The sequence below is a fragment of the Mesorhizobium sp. WSM4842 genome (assembly GCF_055901575.1).
Genome location: NZ_CM148372.1, coordinates 4,191,842 through 4,212,204 on the forward strand (window position 1 = coordinate 4,191,842; position 20,363 = coordinate 4,212,204).

Here is a 20,363-nt window from a genome sequence, read left to right on the forward strand (position 1 = left end):
CGCATTGCCCGGTGACGATGCCGCTGGTATTGTGAGCTCGGCGGCCTGGGTCTTTTTGGCGGCCAGGGGAGCTGGTCATGGATGAGCGGGATGCCGCTGCCGAACTCCAGAAAATGGTCAATGGGTTCCAGGTATCTCAGGCGATATGCGTCGCCGCCACGCTGGGCATTGCAGACCATCTCAAGGACGGAAAACGCACCAGCGGCGAACTGGCCGCGCTGACCAATACCCATCCGCAGGCGCTCTACCGGCTGCTGCGCGCCCTTGCTTCGGTCGGCGTGTTCCATGAAGCGGAAGACCGCTTCTTCTCACTGACCCCGGTTGGCGGCGCGTTGCGATCCGATGTTCAGTATTCGGTCGCGCCGTGGGCGATTCTGGCCGGACGGCCGTATTTCCGTCGGGCATGGAGCGATCTTCAGCACAGTGTCGGCACCGGCGAAAACGCCTTTCGCCACGCTCATGGCAAGGGCGTTTGGGAATACCGGGCGGAGCATCCGGAAGAGTCCGTCATCTTCGACCGGGCGATGACGGCCACGTCGCGTGGCGTCGCCGCTGCGGTGATCGCGGCCTATGACTTCCGGCCGTTCTCTGTCGTCATGGATGTCGGAGGCGGGCAGGGCGCGCTGCTTGCCGAAATCCTCCGCCGCAATCCCGGCCAGCGCGGCATTCTTTTCGATCAGCCGCAGGTCGTGACGAAGGCCGGCCCGGTCTTTGAGGCTGCGGGCGTGGCCGATCGCTGCGACATCGTCGCCGGCGATTTCTTCGTCTCGGTGCCCGAGGGCGCCGATGCGATCGTGCTTAAATGGATCCTGCATGACTGGGACGACGACACAAACATCCGGATCCTGAAAACCTGCCGCCGGGCGATGCGCCCAGAAGGCAAGCTGCTGGTGCTCGAGAGCATTCTGGCGGCGCCCAACGAAGGCGCCAGCGCAAAATTTGGCGATCTGAACATGCTGGTCATGCCGGGCGGGCAGGAGCGCACGGCGGAAGAATTCAGGTTGCTGCTTGCGGCGTCGGATTTTCGGGTCGCGAATATCGTTGAAGCCGGACCTCGCATCAGTGTCATCGAGGCGGAACCGGTCTGACTGCTTTCCGGGTCTGAAACTACCCGACGAAGGCGACTGAAATGCGAGACTAGAGCGCGGTTTTGGTGGAACCAAAACCGCGCTCTAGCTCTTTGCTTTAACGCATTTTGTCGGACGCCAAACGAAGACGTTTGGCTGCAAAATGCTACGACGCTGCCACTTCCGCTGGTTTGGTCGCTTTCTTCTGCAGATTGAGCAGATTGCCGAGCAGGATCAGCAAGGCTCCGCCGGCGGTGAAAGCGTCGATCTGCTCCTGATACAGCAGCCAGCCGATCAGCGCCGACAGCGGCACGCGCAAAAAGTCCATCGGCGAGATGACGGTTGCGTCGGCATAGGCGAGCGCGCGGGCCATGCAGAAATGCGACGACATGCCGGTGAAGGCGATCAGCAGGAGCCACGGCCACAGTTCGAGCGGCGGGTTGCGCCATTCGTAGAGCGCCGGGACAAGGCCGAGCATCGACTGGATGACCAGCATCCAGAAGATGATGGACACGACGCTGTCCGTCCGCGTCAGCGATTTGACCAGGACCACAGATATACCGAAGCAGACCGCGGCACCCAGCACGACAACATGTCCCGGATCGACGGCACCGACGCCCGGACGGACGATGATCACCACGCCGATCAGCCCGAGCACGATGGCCGCAAGTCTGGGCCGGCTTAGTCTTTCACCAAGAAAGCCGACCGCCAGAATGGCCGTCCAGATCGGCGTCGTGAATTCGATGGAGATCAGCACGGCCAGCGGGATCAGCGTCAAGGCGTAGAGCCATGCCGCCTGGCCGACATAATGGACGACGTTGCGGGCGATATGGGCCAAGGGGCGTTTGGTGTGCATCGCTGCAAAACCGCCCGACATCATCACCAGCGGCAGGAGGATGAAAAGGCCGATCACCGAGCGCAGCTCCAGCACCTGGAAGACGTTGAGCTCGGCTGTCGTGGCGCGGCCGGCGACCGACATCGTCAGAAACGAAGCAATCGACAGCGCCATCCAGAATGCGGCCTTGGGGAGCGAGGGTGAGGGTGCCATGCGCGTATGTCGCAAGCCGCGACTTTGATCGCAACCGCTAGTCGGCGCATTCGGCTAGGCCAAAGGCGGCGCGATGCGAAAAGGTCATGTTGAAGACGGAACCTGCCGTGACGGAAGGCGTTGATCCTCAGTATTTGCCCGACCTTGGCAGGAAGTGTCTCCGATCTCAAGGAGGAGAGATTCGATGAAATCATTCGTGCGATTTCTATTTGCCGGCGGGCTGCTAGCTGCGGCCGGCGCGGCTCATGCCGACGAGGCAAATTTCCTCAGCTCGTTCCAGGGGAAATTCACCGGCAAGGGTACCGTCCAGGTAGACACCGATGCACCGACGGTGAATGTCTCGTGTAACTTCAATTCCGATGCAACCTCGACGTCATTGTCCCTGGACGGCAGCTGCCGCGGTCTTATCGTGGTGACGCGTGCCATCAGCGCGGATCTGAAGTCCAGCGGGACGAAGTACACCGGCGTTTATGTCGGATCCCGCACCGGGCCGGCACAGCTCAGCGGCAGGCGCTCGGGCAATGCGATCAATCTCGGCATCCGCTGGGCGAAGAATGTCAACGGTGATCGCAAGGCGCAAATGACGGTCGAGAAAACCAGCGGGAACGGCATGCGGCTGACGGTCACCGACCTCGATCCGAAGACCGGCGAGAAGGTGGTGACCAGCCGGATCGATCTGCGACGCAGCTGATCTTCTTGTCTGGCACGATCTTTTCCGAACCGAAGGCTCAGTCCTCGATCGGCTCGGGCGGGTAGGCGCCGCGGCCCTTGCCGAAAGTATAGCCGGTCTCCACCGCCTTGCGGCCGAACTTGTCGCGCAGCGTGTCGATGGCGCCTTCGGCCATGGCCCGCTTGCGCGACTGGATGTCGACGAGGTCGGGCGGATCGGCCTTTTCGTCGTCCGAGAGGTCGCTGACGCCGATGCCAAGCAGCCGGTATTTCGTGCCATCCGCTTCCTTGCGCAGCAGCTCGAGCCCGGTCGAAAAAATGCGGTCGGCCAGCCGTGTCAGGTCGCCGAGCTGGCGGTTGCGCGTGCGGGTCTTGAAATCCTGGGTCTTCAGCTTCAGCACGACGGTGCGCCCGGCGATGCCGGATTTCTTCAGCCGCCCCGACACTTTTTCGGACAGCGCTCTCAGCACCGAAACCAATTCATCCAGGGACGCAATGTCGGTGTCGAAGGTGGTCTCCGCCGAGACGCTTTTCGCATCCTGGTCGGGATGGACGCGGCGCTCGTCCTCGCCGCGTGAAAGATGATAGAGCCGGTCGCCCATCACGCCGTAGCGGCGCATCAGGTCATTGCGCTCCAAGCGCTGCAATTGGCCGATGGTGCGGATGCCGTCCCGTTCAAGCGTGGCGGCGAAAGCTTTTCCCACGCCCCAGATCAGCGTCACCGGCTGCCCGGCCAGGAATCCGGTCGCCTCGGCCTCACCGATCACCGAAAAGCCGCGCGGCTTGCGAAAGTCCGACGCCACCTTGGCCAGGAACTTGCAGTAGGAAAGGCCTGATGAAACGGTGATGCCGATCTCTTTCTCCACGCCGAGCGCGAAGCGCGCCAGCACAACCGCCGGTGGCAAGCCATGCAGGCGCTCGGTGCCGGCAAGGTCCAGAAACGCTTCGTCGATGGAGATCGGCTCGACCAGCGGCGTCAGCGCCTGCATCATGGCGCGCACCTCGCGGCCGACGCGACCATATTTTTCCATGTCCGGCGGGATGACGACCGCTTCCGGACAGGCTTCGAGCGCCTTGAACATCGGCATCGCCGAGCGCACCCCATGGATGCGGGCGATGTAGCAAGCGGTGGAGACGACGCCGCGCTTGCCGCCGCCGATGATCAACGGCCGGTCCTTCAGCGCCGGGTTGTCGCGCTTTTCGACCGCCGCATAAAACGCGTCGCAATCGATATGGGCGAGATGCAGCCGGTAGAGCTCCGGATGACGGGCAAGCCGTGGACTGCCGCAGCGTTCGCAGCGCCGTGCCTCGCTGCGCTGAAAGGTCAGGCAGTCGCGGCAAAAACCGTGATCGGGATTGTTGACAGGAGCCGCCATCGCTGCGAACATAAAGAGAACAAAGGCAATGGTACGTCAGGACGGACGCCACGACAAGGCGGTGGGCCGGGAGAGAGCTCGTGAATACGACCATAGCGCCGCTGGTGCCCGAGCTTTGGGCGGATTTCGAAGATCTGTTCGGTAAGCAAGGCGCCTGCTACGGCTGTTGGTGCACACATTTCCGGCTGTCGCCGGCAGTGCGCCGCGCCAGCAACCGGGAGCGCAACAAGGACCACATCAAGGCGCGGATCGAGGCCGGGCCGCCACCAGGCCTGCTGGCGTTCGAGGATGGCAAGGCGGTCGGATGGATGCAGATCGGCCCGCGCGCCGACGTGCCCGAATGGAACAATAAGGGCAGGGGGTCGGCGCCGGTCGATCCCGCCGACGCCACGGATCCGGGCGTCTGGGCGATCTCATGCTTCTTCATCCGCGTTAAGGCGCGCGGCAGGGGCGTGACGCACCGGCTGGTCGAAGGCGGCATCGAGTTTGCTCGCCAGAATGGCGCGCGGCTGGTCGAGGCGTGTCCGATCGACCTGTCGAAAGATTCGCGTTCGATCGGGCTGTTCGTCGGCTCGTCGCGGGTCTTCGAGAAAGCCGGCTTCGAGAGGCTGGTCGAGCGCAAGGCAGGCCGGCCGCTGATGCGACTGGTGCTTTGAGCCAGTGCCGCTGTGCGCGCCGCTGCCGCGGCGGTCGCTCGGCGGCGGCCAAACCGTCGCGGCCGGCCTGCATAGTCAGACAGTTGACGTCCAGCAGGAATAAATCCGCCTGCGGCCCGTTCCTCCTCGGATTTTTCCATGGAGGCTATCGATGTTTCATTTTTCCCAGACCACTCGCCCGATCCGGTTTGTCTGTCGGCCGGAAGATCATGGCGTCATCGCGCCGCCAGTGGCGGCCAAGACGGTCTTGCCGGACTGGTTCCGCAAATTGCCGGCAGTCGATGCGCAGCCCGCCGTCCCTTTGCCGTTGCAGGCGCCGGACCAGATCGTGGCGACCGGGCTGAGTTCGCCTGACGGCCGAAGACCGGCACCTCCTTCGCGGCGCCATTTGTTGCCGCCGCAGCGGCGTTGATGAAATCGGCAAACAGCAACGCCACCGCAGCCGACATTCATGACGCGCTCGGCAAGTCGGCGGAAGATCTCGGCGCGCCGGGAAAGGACGCCGTCTTCGGCTGGGGCCTGCTCAATGCCCGCGGGGCTTGCGTCGTCACGCCGAGGAAGGCGACGTGAAGCTTCACTGTTGATGCCGAAGGGACAGCCGGGGGCGCGAAGGATCACTACAAATCGGCTTCTAGCGCCAAGGAGGGATTGCACCTCGTCCGTTTCCGCTTACGGTTGCGGTTGGCGTTTTTGTCACAAGAATAGCAACGGAGATTCTGCGTGAACCGTGTTCTTCCGGCCGTCTTTGTCCTCGCGCTCAGCGCACCCGTCTTCGGCCAGACCGTTGACAACGAGGGTGCGAAGCAGCTCTCCGAAAATCTGTCCCGCTATATCGGCAGTAAGGCGAGCAGTCTCCTGAAGGTTTCCGTGGAAGGCGACGCTTACAAACTCGCTGTCGACGTCAAACCTGTCGTGGACCTGCTGGCGGCGCAGCATTCCTTCAAGTTCGACTTCAGCCCCTACGCATTGCTCGTCAAGCCGGGCAGCAACGGGACATGGAGCGTCTCGGCGGATGTGTCGCAAAGCGGTTCCTTCGAGTTCAAGGGGCCAGAGGGCCCGCAGAGCATGCAGTTCTCGATTACAGACGGCAGGTTTTCCGGCGTCTACGATCCCGAACTGGCAGCTTTCACCAGCGCCACACACTCGATGGCCGGAATGACGATGAATTCCCGGGACACCATGCAGCGCGCCAAGGTGAGTACCGGCGCCGGTACTGCCACCATGAACGCAACCAAAGCTGCTAATGGCGGCGTGGATTTCACCGCGACGCAGACGGTCGCCGATTTCGCCGAAGCACTTGATTTTGACGACCCCAAAAGCGGGTTGAAATTCCCGCTTACGATCAAATCACCGGAGCTGTCGGTGAATGCGACCGGCAAAGGCGTGCGGACAAAGCCGTTTCTCGATCTGCTGGCATTTGCCGTCGCCAATGAAGACGAGACCAAGCTGAAGGCCAACCAGGCGCAGCTCAAATCGCTTTTGCTCGCCGCGCTGCCGCTGTGGGAGCGGATCGACGGCAGCTACGGATTGAAGGACGTTACTGTCGAAAGCCCGGTTGGACATTTCGGTGCGGCGGAGCTCGGCACCAGCTTCGGGTCCGACGGCATCGCCCAGAACGGAGCAATCAACTATACGATCAAGGCCGCAGGATTGACGATCCCTCCGAATCTTGTGCCCGCCTGGGGTACGGCGCTGCTGCCCACCGACATCAATCTGAATTTCGGCGGCGCCAACTTCGATCTCTACAGCATGGCGAAAAAGGCGATCGAAGCCTTTGATCTAAACAAGAATCCGCCGCTGCCGGCTGACTTTGGCGATCAGATCAAAGCTGATTTCATGGCCAAGACGCCGAAATTTGTCATCGGCCACAGCACGGTGAAGAACGGCGACATGGAAATCGCGATGGAGGGCGAGATGACGTTCCCCGGCATGAAGCCCGAGGCAAATGTGACGATCGATATTGCAGGCTACGACAGAATTGTGGAAAGCCTGCAGGCGGCGGCGAAGTCGGAGCCGGAAGCCGCGCAATATGTGCCGGTGGCGCTTGCGATCAAGGGATTCGGCAAGACGCTGCCGGACGGCCGCATCGAATGGGTCGTCAACGGCAAGCCGGACGGTTCGGTCACGGTCAATGGTGTCATGGTGAAGCCGGCCGATCCGGTTTCGAATGATGAAGGCGACGACAGCGAAGAAGAAACGACGCCGTAGGCGTTTTCGCGATCCGATCGTCGCTTATATCGAATGTTCATGGTCGTCGTCGCCAAGCGGCAGCGCCCGCAGCGCCTTGCCGACGGAAGCCGGCGGCGTGCCGGTTTCCTCCGCGAACCGCATGAGCGTCGGCTCGTGGGCGAGGATGAACTGCAGCACGCCGGCCAGGAACCCCGGCTCGCCGGCGGCAAGGCGGATGGAATGCGCCTCGATGCCGGTGATCGCCAGGAAACGGGGCAGAAGTTCCGGATCGGCGGCAACGAAGCCCAATGCCTTCACGGCAATGATTTCCGCTTCCTCGCGCATTGACGCTGCGTTTGCCATCACTACCTTCTTGCGCGGTGGAATGAGTCTCTTTTTGGCAGTAATCGCAAGCGTCGGCTGCGGCAAGCCACCTAGCTCTGCAATGCGGTGTTCGAGGTGAAATCCGAAGCTTTTCCGGCAGCCGGTTTCCGTTTCGTCAATTATATTGCCGTAGAGTCGAGCAGGGTTTGGTGCGTACCGGCGAGGGCGCATGACGGCAACCTTCGAGCGGAAGGCAGGCCGGGACGGGAATTTGATGCCTAAGAAGGTCATGATTGTCGAGGACAATGAGCTCAACATGAAGCTCTTTCGCGACCTCATCGAAGCGAGCGGCTACGAGACGGTACGCACACGCAACGGCCTGGAAGCGCTGGATCTGGCGCGACTGCACAAGCCGGACCTCATCTTGATGGACATCCAACTGCCCGAAGTATCGGGGCTGGAAGTGACCAAATGGCTGAAGGAGGACGACGACCTCCATGTCATACCGGTCATTGCCGTCACCGCATTCGCGATGAAGGGCGACGAGGAGCGCATCCGCCAGGGTGGCTGCGAAGCCTATATTTCCAAGCCGATCTCGGTGCCGCGTTTCATCGAAACCATCAAATCCTACCTGGGCGACGCCTGATGCGCCCTTCCAGCCGAGCCGGAGCTTTATAAGATGACCGCACGGATCCTCGTCGTCGACGACATCCCTGCCAATGTAAGGCTGCTCGAGGTCCGGCTGCTTGCCGAATATTTCGAGGTGCTGACAGCCACCAACGGGCTGGACGCGATCGAGACCTGCGAAAACGGCAAGGTCGACGTCGTGCTGCTCGACGTGATGATGCCTGATATGGACGGGTTCGAGGTCTGCCGGCGGCTGAAGAGCGATCCGGCGACGTCGCACATCCCGGTCGTCATGATCACCGCGCTCGACCAGGTTTCGGACCGGGTGCGCGGCCTCGAGGCCGGTGCCGACGATTTTCTGACCAAGCCGGTCAATGATCTGCAATTGATGACGCGCGTCAAAAGCCTGGTCAGGCTGAAGACGTTGACGGACGAGCTGCGCCTGCGCGCCTCGACCACGCGCAATATCGGCATCGAGGAGCTGTTGAGCCGCAACTTCGCATCCGCAGACACCGCGCCGAAGGTTCTGCTGATCGACGAGCGCAAATCTTCCGTCGAGCGCGTCCAGAAGATGCTGCGCGGCAGCGCCGACCTCGACATTGCCACCGATCCGCATGCCGGCTTCTTCCAGGCCGCCGAGACGCCCTACGAATGCGTGATGATCTCGACGGCCTTTGCTGATTTCGATCCGCTCAGGCTCTGCTCGCAACTGCGTTCGCTCGATCGCACCCGTTTCGTGCCGATCATCCTTCTGGCGCAGCAGGGTGAGGAGGGGCGCATCGTCCGCGGCCTCGAACTCGGCATCAACGACTATCTGATGCGGCCGATCGACCAGCAGGAGCTGACCGCTCGGCTGCGCACGCAGGTGCGCCGCAAGCGCTACAACGACCAGCTTCGCGCCAGCGTCACCCAGACCATCGAGATGGCGGTGACCGACGCCCTGACGGGATTGCACAACCGCCGTTACCTCGACAGCCATCTGCAGACGCTGTTCGACCGTGCCGTGGCCCGGCGACGGCCGCTGTCGATGATGATCACCGATCTCGACCGCTTCAAGACCATCAACGACGCACATGGCCATGACGGCGGCGACGAGGTGCTGCGCGAATTCGCGCGGCGGCTGCGCAAGAATGTGCGCGGCATCGATCTCGCCTGCCGCTTCGGCGGCGAGGAGTTCGTCGTGGTGATGCCGGACACGGACGGCGCGGTCGCCGAAAAGGTCGCAGAGCGCATTCGCGCCGAAATCGCCCATATGCCGTTTGCCGTTGGTCATGACGGCAACACGATCGAGGTTACCGTCAGCGTCGGCGTGTCGTCGGTGCTGAAGGGCGTGGATACGGTTGCCGGGCTGATGAAGCGCGCCGACCTCGCGCTCTACGAAGCCAAGAGCGCCGGCCGCAACCGCGTCGTCGCCAACGCGGCCTAAAGTCCGTTGATATTCAGCTGACCTGCAAATGGCAGTGTCCTGCGCTTCCGGTACTGACTTACCCGAACGCACGCTCCGTCCCGGTTTTCGGGAGCCATTTTCGACTCAGCCTCACCTGAATCTCAACAGACCTCAGTTCAGAGGCAGGCGCCGACGCCTGATTATCCAGTCAGTGCGACAGGGTTACGAATTTACCTTAACGCAAGCGATTCGCCGGGCTTGGTTAAGAAATTGTTGATTTTCACAGGCTGTTGCGCAAATGTGCAGACCAGTGACGGAACCGGCGCGAGGGTAGTTCGCCGGGTCGATCCGAAGAATACCCCATGATTCAGGTCCGCCGCATCTCCTGGGTCCGTGGGGTCGGCCGGCCGGCGCTGGCACATAGTGGCCTCCTCGTACCGCTGCCAAACGCCGACCGGCCCCCATTCTCAAAATGACATCAAGACTCTGCGCCAAGCGTTGGAAATTTTGGACTTTTCGAGGCCTTGAAAACGAAAACGCCGCCCACAGGGCGGCGTTTCGGCTTTAAAGCAGGAAACTAGATTACTTGATCTTGGTTTCCTTGAACTCGACGTGCTTCTTGGCGACCGGATCGTATTTGCGAAACGACAGCTTGTCCGTCTTGGTGCGGCTGTTCTTGCTGGTCACGTAGAAGAAACCGGTGTCGGCGGTCGACAGAAGCTTGATCTTGATGTTTGCGGCTTTGGCCATTGTATCAGTCCGTTATGTTCGTGGAGTTTTGGCCGCTGGAGCACGGGGAAACACCCGGACGCGGGAAACTTGGCGCGACACATAAAGAACGCGCCCGGAAAGTCAACCCCGTGAGGCTGCCTCGTCCTTCTCCCCTTGTGGGAGAAGGTGGATTGGCGCGCAGCGCCAAGACGGTTGAGGGGTGCTGGACGGAGTGCCGTCAGTGCCAAGCTGGAGCACCCCTCATCCGACCGAGCGGAGCCTGTCCTCGGGCTTGCCGGAGGCAAGACCCGTGGGCTCGGCCACCTTCTCCCACACGGGGAGAAGGGAAGGCTGCTTTCCGATTCTATGCATCTTCCTTAATTGGAGCGGCCTTCTTCCAGTCTCCCGTGGTGTTCCACCAGCGGTTCGGGTTGGAGCGGTCGTCCAACCCCTTGGAGCGGCTGGCGAGGATCGGCTGGATGCGGATCACCGGCTCCTGATAGCTGTGGGCCTGGAAGATCGTTTCGACGATGCGGGCCGCCAGCGCCTGGTCGTCGGGCAGCTCGAACGACACTTCCACCGTACCCGGCCGTCGGCGCAATTCCGTCTCGGCGCCGGCGGCAGCGCCTTCGAGCGGCCGGTAGCGCTCGATGCCGTGCGCCGACTGGTAGGCATTGCTGTCGTATTTGTCCATGGTCAGCGGCGCGATCGCGACCACCGCTTCCATGATGCGGTCAACATCGCCGACCGGTGCTTGAAAGGTCACGAGCAGCAGCAATTCCATCCGCACCGATTTTGTTTCGAACCCGGAGTCGATCATGGTGGCATCCTCAAATTCGTGGCGTGTTGCTGACAATCTATCCAAGTGCTGCTGACACGGTTATGTCAGCAGCCTCGCGCTACATGAGGCATCGATCGGTCTTTCTACAGGATTTTTCGGACCAGCCTGGCGCCGACCAGCGCGATATAGAAGGCGAAGAACATGCCGAGCGCCCAGCCGAAGCCCGAGGGTCCGAAAAGGTCCATGCCGATGCCGATCGCCTGCGGGCCGAGCACCATGCCGACACCGTAGCAGAGCACGAAGGCAGCGTTGGCCGAGGCCAGGTCGTGCCCGGAAAGCTGCGAGCCGAGATGGGCCAGCCCGATCGTGTACATGGCCGCGACCACGCCGCCCCAGACGAACAGAAGCGCCGCCATCAGGTGCCAATTCTGCGCGAAGTGCGGCATGAAGATGGTGCCGGCAAGGCCGATGATTGCACAAGCCAGAAGCAGATAGCGGCGATCGCTGACACGGTCGCTGATCATGCCGAGCGGGATCTGCAACAGCACGTTGCCGAGGCCGATCATGGTGAGCAGCAGGGCGGCGTTGGCCTCGGAGTAGCCGATGCGATTGCCATAAACCGGGAACAGCGCAAAGCCGCCGGTCTCGACCGCACCGAACACCAGCACCGCGGCGGTCGCCGTCGGCACCAACCAGATGTAGCGCAGGAAGTTGCTGGTTTCGCCATTGGAGACGATCGTCGGGCTCTCGTTGCGTGCCGCCAGAACTGGAATGGCGGCCAGCGTCACCAGCGCCATGATGACGCCGAAGGGCAGGAAGCCGGTGCTGCCGAGATGGGCGAACAGCCACGGCCCGGCGGCAAAGCCGAGCGACAGCACGGTGGCGTAGATGCCGAGGACAAGGCCGCGCCGGTGCGGCGGCGCCGATGTGCTGATCCAGAATTCCGACAGGATGAACAGCACCGTCAGCGCGATGTGCAGCAGGACGCGCAGCGGAAACCACATCCAGAAGTCCGGCGCGAAGTGGAAGCCGACAAAGGCCAGCACTCCCGTGGCGATCATGGCCAGCATCGTCCAGGCGACGCCGAACCGCATGGCGAGCGGGGTGGCGAGCGGTGCGCCGACGATCGAGGCGAGGCCGGCGACAGCGGTGTTGAAGCCGATCATCGACGCCGAATGGCCGCGCGTTTCGAGGATGACGCTGAGCAGCGGCATGCCGAGGCCGATGGCGATGCCGACGACGCTGATCGACGAGATCGCCGCGATCATTGGCAGCCAATGTACGCGTTCTTCGACCTCTTGCTGGGTATCGACTGTCATGGGATGTGAATGCTCTATGCTCTACAGAATTTCGCGAACGAAGCGATTGCCGACAAGCCGGTAGAACGGCACGGAACCACCGGGGCGCAGCAGCGGATCATCGACGAGCCGCTTTTCCAGCTCTTCGAGGATAGCCATGGTGATGTCGGGAATATCAGCTTCTCTGGCCTTGGCGAGCGGCAGCCAGACCAGTTCCTCCAACTCGTTGGTCGGACCGCCGTCCGGCAACTCCACGGCGACATCTTCGCGCCAGGCGCTGAAGAAGCGCGTGTCGAAGCGCCGCACCCGGTTTGGCGGCGTGATGGCGCGCGCGATGAAGCGCAGCGCTTCCAGCGAGGGTCTTACGTCGTGCTCGACAAAACCCTGCCAATCGCGCCTCGTCGTGGCGAAGGCGCCCTTTTGGCCGATCAGCAGGCCGGCTTCTTCATAGGTCTCGCGGATCGCCGACAGGGCGATGGCGCGGGCGCGGGCCGGGCTGGTGCGGCCGACGCCGGCGGTCAGCCTCGCCTGTTCCTCAGGGTGCAACGCGGTGGCGACGGGAATTCGGCTGTCGGCCGGATCGGTGCGGCCGCCGGGAAAGACGAATTTCCCCGGCATGAAGGCGTGACGGGTGTGGCGCCGGCCCATCAGCACCAGGAACTCGTCGCCCTTGCGGTCGAGCAGGATCAGCGTCGCGGCGTCGCGCGGGCGTATAGGCTTGGCGTCGAGCGCGATCCGCTCAACCTTGTCGACTTCCGCCTTGGTCATAACGTCCATGCGCACGACCTAGCGGAATCTTCTCCGATGCGAAAGTGGCGTCCAGCCATGCCGATTTGCGTCAGCCTCGGTTTCAAGCCTCGGGATGCGACTCGATCAGGTCTTCTTCCCCGCCGAAGCCATGCATATAGAACGCCCATTGCAGGCCGATGACGGCGCCCTTGACCGGCTGCAGCAAGACGACCGCCAGGAGGATGGTCAGCGGCACCCAGATGGCGATGTGCTGCCAGGTGGACAGGGTGGAGGTCGCTTCGACGCCCATGAAGGCGCCGAGCACGATGTGACCGACGATGACCACCACCAGATAGGCCGGCAGATCGTCGGCGCGGTGGTGGTGAAGCTCCTCGCCGCAATGATCGCATTTATCGACGGTCTTGACGAAGGCGCGAAACAGCTTTCCCTCGCCGCAATGCGGGCAGCGGCCAAGCGCGCCACGCTTGATCGCCGTCCACAGCGGGCGGGCGATCCGGCCCGAGTGATGTTCGCCGCCGAAAACCTTTTGATTCATTTTCAAATCGCTTGGCATTACCGTCTCCTGCCGCGCGAGCCTGGACGCGATTGCGACGCACGGGCGCGGCCTTTGGCCTTGTGAAACGACCGTTTGGAGCCGGGCAGCGGCTTCGGGTCGGTCAGCATCTCGAAACGCATCGCGCCGGCCATAGGCGCCACCTCGATCAGGCGAACCTCGACGCGGTCGGCAAGCTGGTAGCCCTTGCCGGTGCGTTCTCCGAAAAGCGATCGGGCAGTTTCGTCGTATATGTAGTAATCGCCCTCCAGACTTGACACCGGGATGAAACCATCTGCGCCATACTGCGGCAATTGGACAAATAGTCCCGATTTGGTGACGCCCGAAATGCGTGCATCGAAACGATCGTCGACACGCTCGGCGAGATAGGCGGCGATCAGCCGGTCGACCGTGTCGCGCTCGGCAGCCATGGCGCGGCGCTCGGTGGCTGAGATCAGCGCAGAAACTTCTTCCAGCCGCTCCGCCTCATCCTGCGTCAGTCCACCCGCACCGAAGCCGAGCGCGGCAATCAGCCCGCGATGCACGATCAGGTCGGCATATCTGCGGATCGGCGAGGTGAAATGCGCGTAGCGCTTCAGATTGAGGCCGAAATGGCCGATGTTGCTGGGCGAATATTCGGCCTGCATCTGCGTGCGCAGCACCACCTCGTTGACCAGTCCCTCATGGTCGGCGCCGCGGACGCGATCCAGAATCCCGTTGAACTGGTTCGGTCGCATCTGCGCGCCGCGTGCCAGCGACAGGCCAAGCGTCTGCAGGAATTCGCGCAGCGATTCCTGCTTGGCGAGCGAAGGCGCGTCATGGATGCGGTAGACCAGCGCCTGCCGTTTCGCCTCCAGCGTCTCGGCCGCCGCGACATTGGCCTGGATCATGAATTCTTCGATCAGCTTGTGCGCGTCGAGCCGCTCCGGCACGACGACCCGGTCGACGGTGCCATCCTCCTTGAGCAGGATTTTACGCTCCGGCAGTTCAAGCTCGAGCGGCTGGCGTGTCTCACGGCCGCGCTTCACGACGGCGTAGGCGTCCCAGAGCGGTTTTAGCACCGTGTCGAGGATCGGGCCGGTCTTGTCGTCCGGCGCGCCGTCGATCGCGGCCTGCGCTTGGCGATAGGCGAGTTTCGCCGCCGATTTCATCATGACGCGGTGGAACGAATGCCTGAGCTTGCGGCCATCGGCCGAGAAGGTCATGCGGACCGCCAGCGCCGGGCGATCCTGGCCTTCGCGCAGCGAACAAAGGTCGTTGGAGATGCGCTCCGGCAGCATCGGCACGACGCGATCCGGGAAATAGACCGAATTGCCGCGCTTCAGCGCCTCGCGGTCGAGCGCGGTGCCATAGCGCACATAAGCGGCGACATCGGCAATCGCCACGGTAACTACCACGCCGCCGGGGTTCTTCTCGTCCGGATCCGATGTGGCGAACACCGCATCGTCATGGTCCTTGGCGTCGGCCGGATCGATGGTAACCAGCGGCAGCTCGCGCCAGTCCTCGCGGCCGGCCAGCGTCGCCGGTTTGACCGCCTCCGCCTCGGCAATGACGTCTGCCGGGAAAATGTGCGGAATGTCGTGCGCGTGGATGGCGATCATCGAGACCGCCTTTTCGCTGGTCAGCGAACCGAGCACCGCCAGCACCTTGGCTCTGGGCAGCCCATAGCGGGAGGCCCGCGCCGGCTCGACCTCGACCAGATCGCCATTCTTGGCGCCGTTCTGGAATTCCTTGTCGACGATCAGCTCCGGCTGGCGTCTTTCGACAGGCTCGATGCGGAAGGTGCCGTCCTGCAGCACGCGGAAGACGCCGAGAACGGCCTCGGTGCGCTTCTCGAAGATCTTCATCACCCGCCCGGTATAGGCGGGGCCCGTCGCGTCATCGGTTGGAAAGGTCTTGGCCAGCACACGGTCGCCGACGCCCGGTGTCGGGCCGCCGCCGCCGCGCGACACGCGGATCGCTATGACAGGCGGCTCGCCGTTGCCCACGGCTTCGGTTGGGTGCGCCAGCAGCACGCCGTCGGCGTCGCGGCCAAAGATGTCGAGCACGGCGACATGGGCCAGGGCGCCGACACGGGCGAGCCGTTTGTGCTCCTTGGTCGGCAGGCCTTCGTCCTGCAGGTCGCGCAAAGTGTCCTTCAGCCAGATACGGTCCTCGCCGCGCAGCGCAAACGCCTTGGCGATGTCGCGTTTGCCGGAGCGATCGGGGTTTTCGGCGATGTAGCGCAGGATTTCGTCGCGGGACGGGCGGTAGTTGTCTTTGACCTTGGCCCTGGTGTCGGCGGTGCGCAGATCGCCATGACTTCTTCCGGATACCCTGCGCGCCACGATGCACTATCCCTTTTTGTTGGCCACTTTCTTGGCCGCCGGTTTTTGGGCCGCCGGTTTTTTGGCCGCCGCAGGCTTTTTGGCAGGTGCCGCCGCTTTGCGGAAGGGCTTTCTGCCGCCGTTGCCACCCTTGGCTTCCTTCTCGGCAATCAGCGCCACCGCGTCCTCGATTGTCACCGACTGCGGGTCCTTGCCCTTCGGCAGCGTCGCATTGACCTTGCCGAAATTAACATAAGGCCCGTATTTGCCGTCACGCACGACGATCTTGCCGCCGCCTGCGGGATGCTCGCCAAGCTCCTTCAAGGCGGCGGGCGTGCCGCCATTGCGGCCGCCCGGGCCCTTCAACTGCTTCTCGGCGATGACCGACACGGCGCGGTTGAGACCGATCGAGAACACGTCCTCGATGCTGTCGAGATTGGCGTAGGTGCCGTCATGCAGAACGAACGGGCCGTAGCGCCCCAGACCGGCCGAGATCATCTTGCCGGATTCCGGATGCTTGCCGACGTCGCGCGGCAGCGACAGCAGGGCGAGGGCCTTTTCGTGGTCGATCGAATCGACTGTCCAGCCCTTGGGCAGGCTGGAACGCTTGGCCTCCTTCCCGTCGCCGCGCTGGATATAGGGGCCAAAACGACCGCTGCGCAGCGTGATTTCCTCCGCCGTGTAGGGGTCTTTGCCCAGCACCTTGGTGCGGTCCTCGCCATTGCCGTTTTCGCCATTGGGGTTGGCGGCGTCGCCGAGCTGGCGGGTGAAGGAGCATTCGGGATAGTTCGAGCAGCCGACGAAGGCGCCGAACTTGCCGAGCTTCAGCGACAGGTTGCCAGTGCCGCATTTCGGGCAGATGCGCGGATTTGAGCCGTCCTCGCGCGCGGGAAACACCAGCGGCGCCAGTTCCTCGTTGAGCGCGTCGAGCACGTCGGTGACACGCAATTCCTTGATGTCGGCGACGGCGCCCGAGAAATCCTTCCAGAAATCGCGCAGCACATCCTTCCAGGCGAGCCTGCCGTCGGAGATTTCATCGAGTTTTTCCTCGAGCGAGGCGGTGAAATCATATTCGACATAGCGCTCGAAGAAGCTTTCGAGGAAGGCCGACAACAGCCGGCCCTTGGCCTGCGGCAACAGCTTGCGCTTGTCCATGCTGACGTAGTCGCGGTCCTCCAGCGTCTTCAGGATCGCCGTGTAAGTCGACGGCCGGCCGATGCCGAGCTCTTCCAGCTTCTTGATCAGCGAGGCTTCCGAATAGCGCGGCGGCGGTTCGGTGGTGTGCTGGGTGGCATTGATCGCCTCGCGGTCGAGCTGTTCGCCGGCGCGGATCTCGGGCAGACGGCGGTCTTCCTCGTCCTCCGAATCCTCATCCTTCTGGTCGGTATAGGCGGCAATGAAGCCGTCGAAGCGAACGACCGAACCGACGGCGCGAAGCTCCGCGGTGCGGGCGCCGTTGACCGCCTCGATCTCGGCCGTGGTACGCTCGATCTCGGCCGGCTGCATCTGGCTGGCGATGGCACGTTTCCACACTATCTCGTAGAGCCGTGCCTGGTCGGCATCGAGATATTGCCTGACCGAAGCGGGCGTGCGCATGAAATCGGTCGGGCGAATCGCTTCGTGCGCTTCCTGGGCGTTCTTGGCCTTGGTCGTGTAGTAGCGCGGCTTTTCAGGCAGGTATTTTGGGCCGAACTCTTTTGCGATCGCGTCGCGCGCGGCTGATATCGCCTCGGGCGCCATCTGCACGCCGTCGGTTCGCATATAGGTGATCAGGCCGGTGGTCTCGCCGCCGATGTCCATGCCTTCATAGAGCCGCTGCGCCACCTGCATGGTGCGGCTTGCCGAAAAACCGAGGCGCGAGGAGGCGGCCTGCTGCAGCGTCGAGGTGGTGAAGGGCGGACCTGGATTGCGCTTGGTCGGCTTGGCTTCGACCGACAGCGCCTTGAAGGTCGCACCTTCCAGCATCGCCTTGATGTCGTCGGCCTGCGCCTTGTTCGAAATGTCGAGCTTTTGCAGCTTCTTGCGGTCGAAGGCGGTCAGCCGCGCTTCGAAATTTTCCTTGCGCGGCGTACCGAGAATGGCGGCGACTTGCCAGTATTCCTCGCGGATGAAGCGCTCGATCTCCAACTCGCGGTCGCAGACGAGGCGCAATGCCACCGACTGGACGCGGCCGGCGGAACGGGCGCCGGGCAGCTTGCGCCACAGGACAGGCGACAGGGTGAAGCCGACGAGATAGTCGAGCGCACGGCGGGCGAGATAGGCGTCGACCAGCGGCGCATCGATCTGACGCGGATTGGCCATCGCTTCCAGCACCGACGATTTGGTGATGGCGTTGAAGACGACGCGGCTGACCGGCTTGTCCTTCAGCGCGCGCTTCTGCTTCAGCACTTCCAGGACATGCCAGGAAATGGCTTCACCTTCGCGATCCGGATCGGTGGCGAGGATCAGGCCGTCGGCGTCCTTGACCGCCTTGGCGATGTCGGCAAGACGTTTGCTCGAGGCGGTGTCGACAGCCCAGGACATGGCAAAATCCTCGTCCGGACGCACCGAGCCATCCTTGGCCGGCAGATCGCGGACGTGACCGAACGAGGCCAGGACCTTGTAGTTCTTTCCGAGGTACTTGTTGATTGTCTTCGCTTTGGCCGGCGATTCGACGACGACGACGTCCATGAGGTCTCATATCAGCTGTGGTGCGGCAGAAGAATTCCGCTGCGCGCGACGAAATCTCGTACAATTGTCGCTCACATGGCCGCGCTTTTGCGTCCGGTCAAGGGGAAGCGCCCAAAATGTAGTCCTGCATTGAGCGCGCAACCCAAGGGCGCATCATGTGATATCCGCAATCCCAGATAAGGGGAGCGGCTGCCCTATCGTTGGGCAAGTCAGCAATGAATCCGGGAAAACGGGACAAAATCTTCTGCGGATATAAGAGAAACATCGATCACGCGCCAGCCCCAGCTGAGGGACGCCCGGCATGATGAGACGACGCTGGCGGGCGAGACTGGCGTGGCGAGTGGGGCTCGTGTGTCAAGCGGGACAGCACAAGAGGCTGGCCGCCGGGAGGCCTGCAGGGCTACGCGGCAGCCAGGGATTTCCCGCCGGTCATGGCGGGGATGCAGGTTCGGGGCTTAGTCGGCCTTGGCGATGTGCCAGACGCCGCCGACGCCGTCGCCGGTCACATCGCCGGCCTTCTTGTCCTTGATGAATGTGTAGAGCGGCTTGCCTTCATAGGCCCACATTTTGGTGCCGTCGGTGCGGTCGACGATTGTCCATTCGCCCTCGGGCTTGGCGTCGGCCTCAGCCTTCAGCGGCGGCCAATTGGCGGCGCATTTGTCGTAGCAGTTCGACTTGCCCATCTCGTCCTTGTCGTAGGTGTAAAGGGTCATGCCGTTGGCATCGGTGTATATCTTGGTGCCGCCGACATCGGCTTCTTTCCACGCTTCGGCGGCATATGAAGTGGCGGTGCCGAGCAAAAGCATCGCCAGCCCAACTGTGATCGATTTCATGACGCTCTCCCTGATATGATCGAGAAGCGCGCGGAAAGCCGCGGCCTCGTTGCATCAACGCGCTTGGCGTGTCGTTTCTTCCTCGATGCGAGGCGGCAACTTGCCACGCATTGGTGATTGGCGGACAAGCCCGTGCGCCGCTATATCGGCGCCGATACAGTTGGAGTTTCGGAAATGGCATTGGATATCGGCTATGTCAGCGCGGTCGGGGCGGGGGCGATCTCGTTCCTGTCGCCTTGCGTGCTGCCGCTGGTGCCGCCCTATCTCTGCTACATGGCCGGCGTATCGGTCGATGATTTCCGCGGCAATGCCGGCGTCGCGGCCAAGGCCGACGCACGCAGCGCGCTGCTCTATGCCTCGATCGCATTCGTTCTCGGCTTCTCGACCGTGTTCGTGGCGCTGGGCGCCGGCGCCTCGACCATTGGCCGGCTGCTGCGCGTCTGGCAGGAGCCGCTGGCCATGGCCGCCGGCGTGCTGATCATCCTGATGGGGCTGAATTTCCTCGGCATATTGCGCATCCCGCTGCTGTCGCGTGAGGCGCGCTTCCAGTCACAGGGCAAGCCGGCCAGTATCGTTGCCGCATACGTCATGGGACTGGCATTCGCCTTCGGCTGGACACCCTGTATCGGACCGGTACTGGGGCCGATCCTGACGCTTGCCGGCGGCCGCGAGACGGTGGGCGAGGGCGCGCTGCTGCTTGCCGCCTATTCGCTCGGCCTCGGCATACCGTTCATGATCGCGGCGCTGTTTTCCGGCGCCTTCATGCGCTTTCTCTCGAAATTCCGCGTCCATCTCGGCCGTGTCGAAAAGGTGATGGGCGCACTGCTGGTCGTCGCCGGCGTGTTTTTCCTGACCGGCGGCGTGCAGGCCGCGTCCTACTGGCTGCTGGAGAATTTCCCGATGCTGGGGCAACTGGGTTGATTAGATCAAGTCGAAAGCTTGATGCGACTCACAGCTATCGCAGCTGGCGCTGCCGGCACGGTAATCGCTTCAGGTTTGCGCCGCCCCTCATCGCCCTGCCGGGCACTTCTCCCCGTATAGTGACGGGGAGAAGGACGCCTTCGCAAAGGATTTCGCCAATCTCCAGCGTTGCAGAAAGGGTGCCGAGGTTGCGGCCAGCCTCCTTCTCCCCGTCACTATACGGGGAGAAGATGCCGGC

General features: G+C 62.9%; 18 protein-coding genes and 2 pseudogenes. 9 read left to right on the plus strand and 11 right to left on the minus strand.

Annotated elements, in window-relative coordinates; genetic code table 11:
* The first annotated feature begins 77 nt into the window (after nt 1-77).
* Entirely contained in the window at nt 78-1,088 is a 1,011-nt protein-coding gene (locus AC0NIE_RS20290) for a methyltransferase (protein WP_473487259.1), read from the plus strand.
* Nucleotides 1,089-1,233: 145 nt separating this feature from the next.
* Here the strand turns inward: AC0NIE_RS20290 and AC0NIE_RS20295 are convergent, their stop codons facing one another.
* Nucleotides 1,234-2,115 (minus strand): DMT family transporter, encoded by an 882-nt coding sequence (locus AC0NIE_RS20295; protein WP_473487260.1) that lies wholly within the window; start codon nt 2,113-2,115, stop codon nt 1,234-1,236.
* A 184-nt stretch (nt 2,116-2,299) separates the two neighbouring features.
* Here AC0NIE_RS20295 and AC0NIE_RS20300 point away from each other — a divergent pair, with 184 nt between their 5' ends.
* Nucleotides 2,300-2,806, plus strand: coding sequence for a hypothetical protein (locus tag AC0NIE_RS20300; protein WP_473487261.1), 507 nt, complete (start codon nt 2,300-2,302; stop codon nt 2,804-2,806).
* 37 nt (nt 2,807-2,843) lie between these two features.
* Here AC0NIE_RS20300 and AC0NIE_RS20305 read toward each other — a convergent pair whose 3' ends face one another.
* A complete protein-coding gene (locus AC0NIE_RS20305; protein ID WP_473487262.1) occupies nt 2,844-4,172 on the minus strand; it encodes a DNA polymerase IV in 1,329 nt (442 codons plus the stop codon).
* A gap of 68 nt (nt 4,173-4,240) precedes the next feature.
* Here AC0NIE_RS20305 and AC0NIE_RS20310 point away from each other — a divergent pair, with 68 nt between their 5' ends.
* The 4 genes and pseudogenes from AC0NIE_RS20310 to AC0NIE_RS20325 all read left to right on the plus strand — a co-directional run bounded on the left by AC0NIE_RS20310 (nt 4,241) and on the right by AC0NIE_RS20325 (nt 7,024).
* Nucleotides 4,241-4,816 (plus strand): GNAT family N-acetyltransferase, encoded by a 576-nt coding sequence (locus tag AC0NIE_RS20310; protein WP_473487263.1) that lies wholly within the window; start codon nt 4,241-4,243, stop codon nt 4,814-4,816.
* A 151-nt stretch (nt 4,817-4,967) separates the two neighbouring features.
* Nucleotides 4,968-5,099, plus strand: a pseudogene (locus AC0NIE_RS20315) (DUF6065 family protein); the annotation flags it as partial.
* 71 nt (nt 5,100-5,170) lie between these two features.
* Nucleotides 5,171-5,386, plus strand: a pseudogene (locus AC0NIE_RS20320) (S8 family serine peptidase); the annotation flags it as partial.
* 150 nt (nt 5,387-5,536) lie between these two features.
* Nucleotides 5,537-7,024 (plus strand): hypothetical protein, encoded by a 1,488-nt coding sequence (locus tag AC0NIE_RS20325; RefSeq protein WP_473487264.1) that lies wholly within the window; start codon nt 5,537-5,539, stop codon nt 7,022-7,024.
* A 24-nt stretch (nt 7,025-7,048) separates the two neighbouring features.
* Here the strand turns inward: AC0NIE_RS20325 and AC0NIE_RS20330 are convergent, their stop codons facing one another.
* Nucleotides 7,049-7,348, minus strand: coding sequence for a DUF3572 domain-containing protein (locus AC0NIE_RS20330; RefSeq protein ID WP_473487265.1), 300 nt, complete (start codon nt 7,346-7,348; stop codon nt 7,049-7,051).
* A 250-nt stretch (nt 7,349-7,598) separates the two neighbouring features.
* Here AC0NIE_RS20330 and AC0NIE_RS20335 point away from each other — a divergent pair, with 250 nt between their 5' ends.
* Together AC0NIE_RS20335 and AC0NIE_RS20340 are read left to right on the plus strand one after the other, a co-directional pair.
* Nucleotides 7,599-7,955 (plus strand): response regulator, encoded by a 357-nt coding sequence (locus AC0NIE_RS20335; protein WP_287247952.1) that lies wholly within the window; start codon nt 7,599-7,601, stop codon nt 7,953-7,955.
* A 33-nt stretch (nt 7,956-7,988) separates the two neighbouring features.
* Nucleotides 7,989-9,362 carry a PleD family two-component system response regulator gene (locus AC0NIE_RS20340; RefSeq protein ID WP_473487266.1) on the plus strand — a complete coding sequence of 458 codons (1,374 nt, stop codon included), beginning with the start codon at nt 7,989-7,991 and terminating at the stop codon, nt 9,360-9,362.
* Nucleotides 9,363-9,905: 543 nt separating this feature from the next.
* On the opposite strand, the gene rpmG is transcribed toward AC0NIE_RS20340, so the two are convergent.
* From rpmG to AC0NIE_RS20380, 8 genes are all read right to left on the minus strand, one after another.
* Entirely contained in the window at nt 9,906-10,073 is a 168-nt protein-coding gene (rpmG, locus tag AC0NIE_RS20345) for a 50S ribosomal protein L33 (protein WP_006201775.1), read from the minus strand.
* Nucleotides 10,074-10,398: 325 nt separating this feature from the next.
* Complete coding sequence (locus AC0NIE_RS20350; RefSeq protein ID WP_473487267.1) at nt 10,399-10,854, minus strand: YqfO family protein; 456 nt, start codon at nt 10,852-10,854, stop codon at nt 10,399-10,401.
* Between the two features lie 104 nt (nt 10,855-10,958).
* Nucleotides 10,959-12,134 (minus strand): MFS transporter, encoded by a 1,176-nt coding sequence (locus tag AC0NIE_RS20355; protein WP_473487268.1) that lies wholly within the window; start codon nt 12,132-12,134, stop codon nt 10,959-10,961.
* A gap of 21 nt (nt 12,135-12,155) precedes the next feature.
* Nucleotides 12,156-12,890 (minus strand): NUDIX hydrolase, encoded by a 735-nt coding sequence (locus AC0NIE_RS20360; RefSeq protein WP_473487269.1) that lies wholly within the window; start codon nt 12,888-12,890, stop codon nt 12,156-12,158.
* Between the two features lie 73 nt (nt 12,891-12,963).
* Entirely contained in the window at nt 12,964-13,398 is a 435-nt protein-coding gene (locus AC0NIE_RS20365; protein ID WP_473487270.1) for a DUF983 domain-containing protein, read from the minus strand.
* Nucleotides 13,399-13,415: 17 nt separating this feature from the next.
* Entirely contained in the window at nt 13,416-15,722 is a 2,307-nt protein-coding gene (rnr, locus tag AC0NIE_RS20370; protein ID WP_473487271.1) for a ribonuclease R, read from the minus strand.
* A gap of 6 nt (nt 15,723-15,728) precedes the next feature.
* Nucleotides 15,729-18,371, minus strand: a complete 2,643-nt coding sequence (gene topA, locus AC0NIE_RS20375) for a type I DNA topoisomerase (protein ID WP_473487272.1) — start codon at nt 18,369-18,371, stop codon at nt 15,729-15,731.
* A 455-nt stretch (nt 18,372-18,826) separates the two neighbouring features.
* Nucleotides 18,827-19,204 carry a COG4315 family predicted lipoprotein gene (locus AC0NIE_RS20380; protein WP_473487273.1) on the minus strand — a complete coding sequence of 126 codons (378 nt, stop codon included), beginning with the start codon at nt 19,202-19,204 and terminating at the stop codon, nt 18,827-18,829.
* A gap of 174 nt (nt 19,205-19,378) precedes the next feature.
* On the opposite strand from AC0NIE_RS20380, the gene AC0NIE_RS20385 reads away from it, so the two are divergent.
* The gene (locus AC0NIE_RS20385; RefSeq protein WP_473487302.1) at nt 19,379-20,125 is read left to right on the plus strand and encodes a cytochrome c biogenesis CcdA family protein; all 747 of its coding nucleotides are present in this window, start codon (nt 19,379-19,381) and stop codon (nt 20,123-20,125) included.
* Nucleotides 20,126-20,363 lie beyond the last annotated feature (238 nt).

What these genes read in the sequence shown, in the direction of transcription:
- AC0NIE_RS20340 (WP_473487266.1), top strand. Translation starts at nt 7,989, where the DNA reads ATGACCGCACGGATCCTCGTCGTCGACGACATCCCTGCCAATGTAAGG.
- AC0NIE_RS20350 (WP_473487267.1), bottom strand. Translation starts at nt 10,854, where the DNA reads ATGATCGACTCCGGGTTCGAAACAAAATCGGTGCGGATGGAATTGCTG.
- AC0NIE_RS20290 (WP_473487259.1), top strand. Translation starts at nt 78, where the DNA reads ATGGATGAGCGGGATGCCGCTGCCGAACTCCAGAAAATGGTCAATGGG.
- AC0NIE_RS20360 (WP_473487269.1), bottom strand. Translation starts at nt 12,890, where the DNA reads ATGGACGTTATGACCAAGGCGGAAGTCGACAAGGTTGAGCGGATCGCG.
- AC0NIE_RS20295 (WP_473487260.1), bottom strand. Translation starts at nt 2,115, where the DNA reads ATGGCACCCTCACCCTCGCTCCCCAAGGCCGCATTCTGGATGGCGCTG.
- rpmG (WP_006201775.1), bottom strand. Translation starts at nt 10,073, where the DNA reads ATGGCCAAAGCCGCAAACATCAAGATCAAGCTTCTGTCGACCGCCGAC.
- AC0NIE_RS20305 (WP_473487262.1), bottom strand. Translation starts at nt 4,172, where the DNA reads ATGTTCGCAGCGATGGCGGCTCCTGTCAACAATCCCGATCACGGTTTT.
- topA (WP_473487272.1), bottom strand. Translation starts at nt 18,371, where the DNA reads ATGGACGTCGTCGTCGTCGAATCGCCGGCCAAAGCGAAGACAATCAAC.
- AC0NIE_RS20380 (WP_473487273.1), bottom strand. Translation starts at nt 19,204, where the DNA reads ATGAAATCGATCACAGTTGGGCTGGCGATGCTTTTGCTCGGCACCGCC.
- AC0NIE_RS20385 (WP_473487302.1), top strand. Translation starts at nt 19,379, where the DNA reads ATGGCATTGGATATCGGCTATGTCAGCGCGGTCGGGGCGGGGGCGATC.
- AC0NIE_RS20300 (WP_473487261.1), top strand. Translation starts at nt 2,300, where the DNA reads ATGAAATCATTCGTGCGATTTCTATTTGCCGGCGGGCTGCTAGCTGCG.
- AC0NIE_RS20330 (WP_473487265.1), bottom strand. Translation starts at nt 7,348, where the DNA reads ATGGCAAACGCAGCGTCAATGCGCGAGGAAGCGGAAATCATTGCCGTG.
- AC0NIE_RS20335 (WP_287247952.1), top strand. Translation starts at nt 7,599, where the DNA reads ATGATTGTCGAGGACAATGAGCTCAACATGAAGCTCTTTCGCGACCTC.
- AC0NIE_RS20355 (WP_473487268.1), bottom strand. Translation starts at nt 12,134, where the DNA reads ATGACAGTCGATACCCAGCAAGAGGTCGAAGAACGCGTACATTGGCTG.
- AC0NIE_RS20365 (WP_473487270.1), bottom strand. Translation starts at nt 13,398, where the DNA reads ATGAATCAAAAGGTTTTCGGCGGCGAACATCACTCGGGCCGGATCGCC.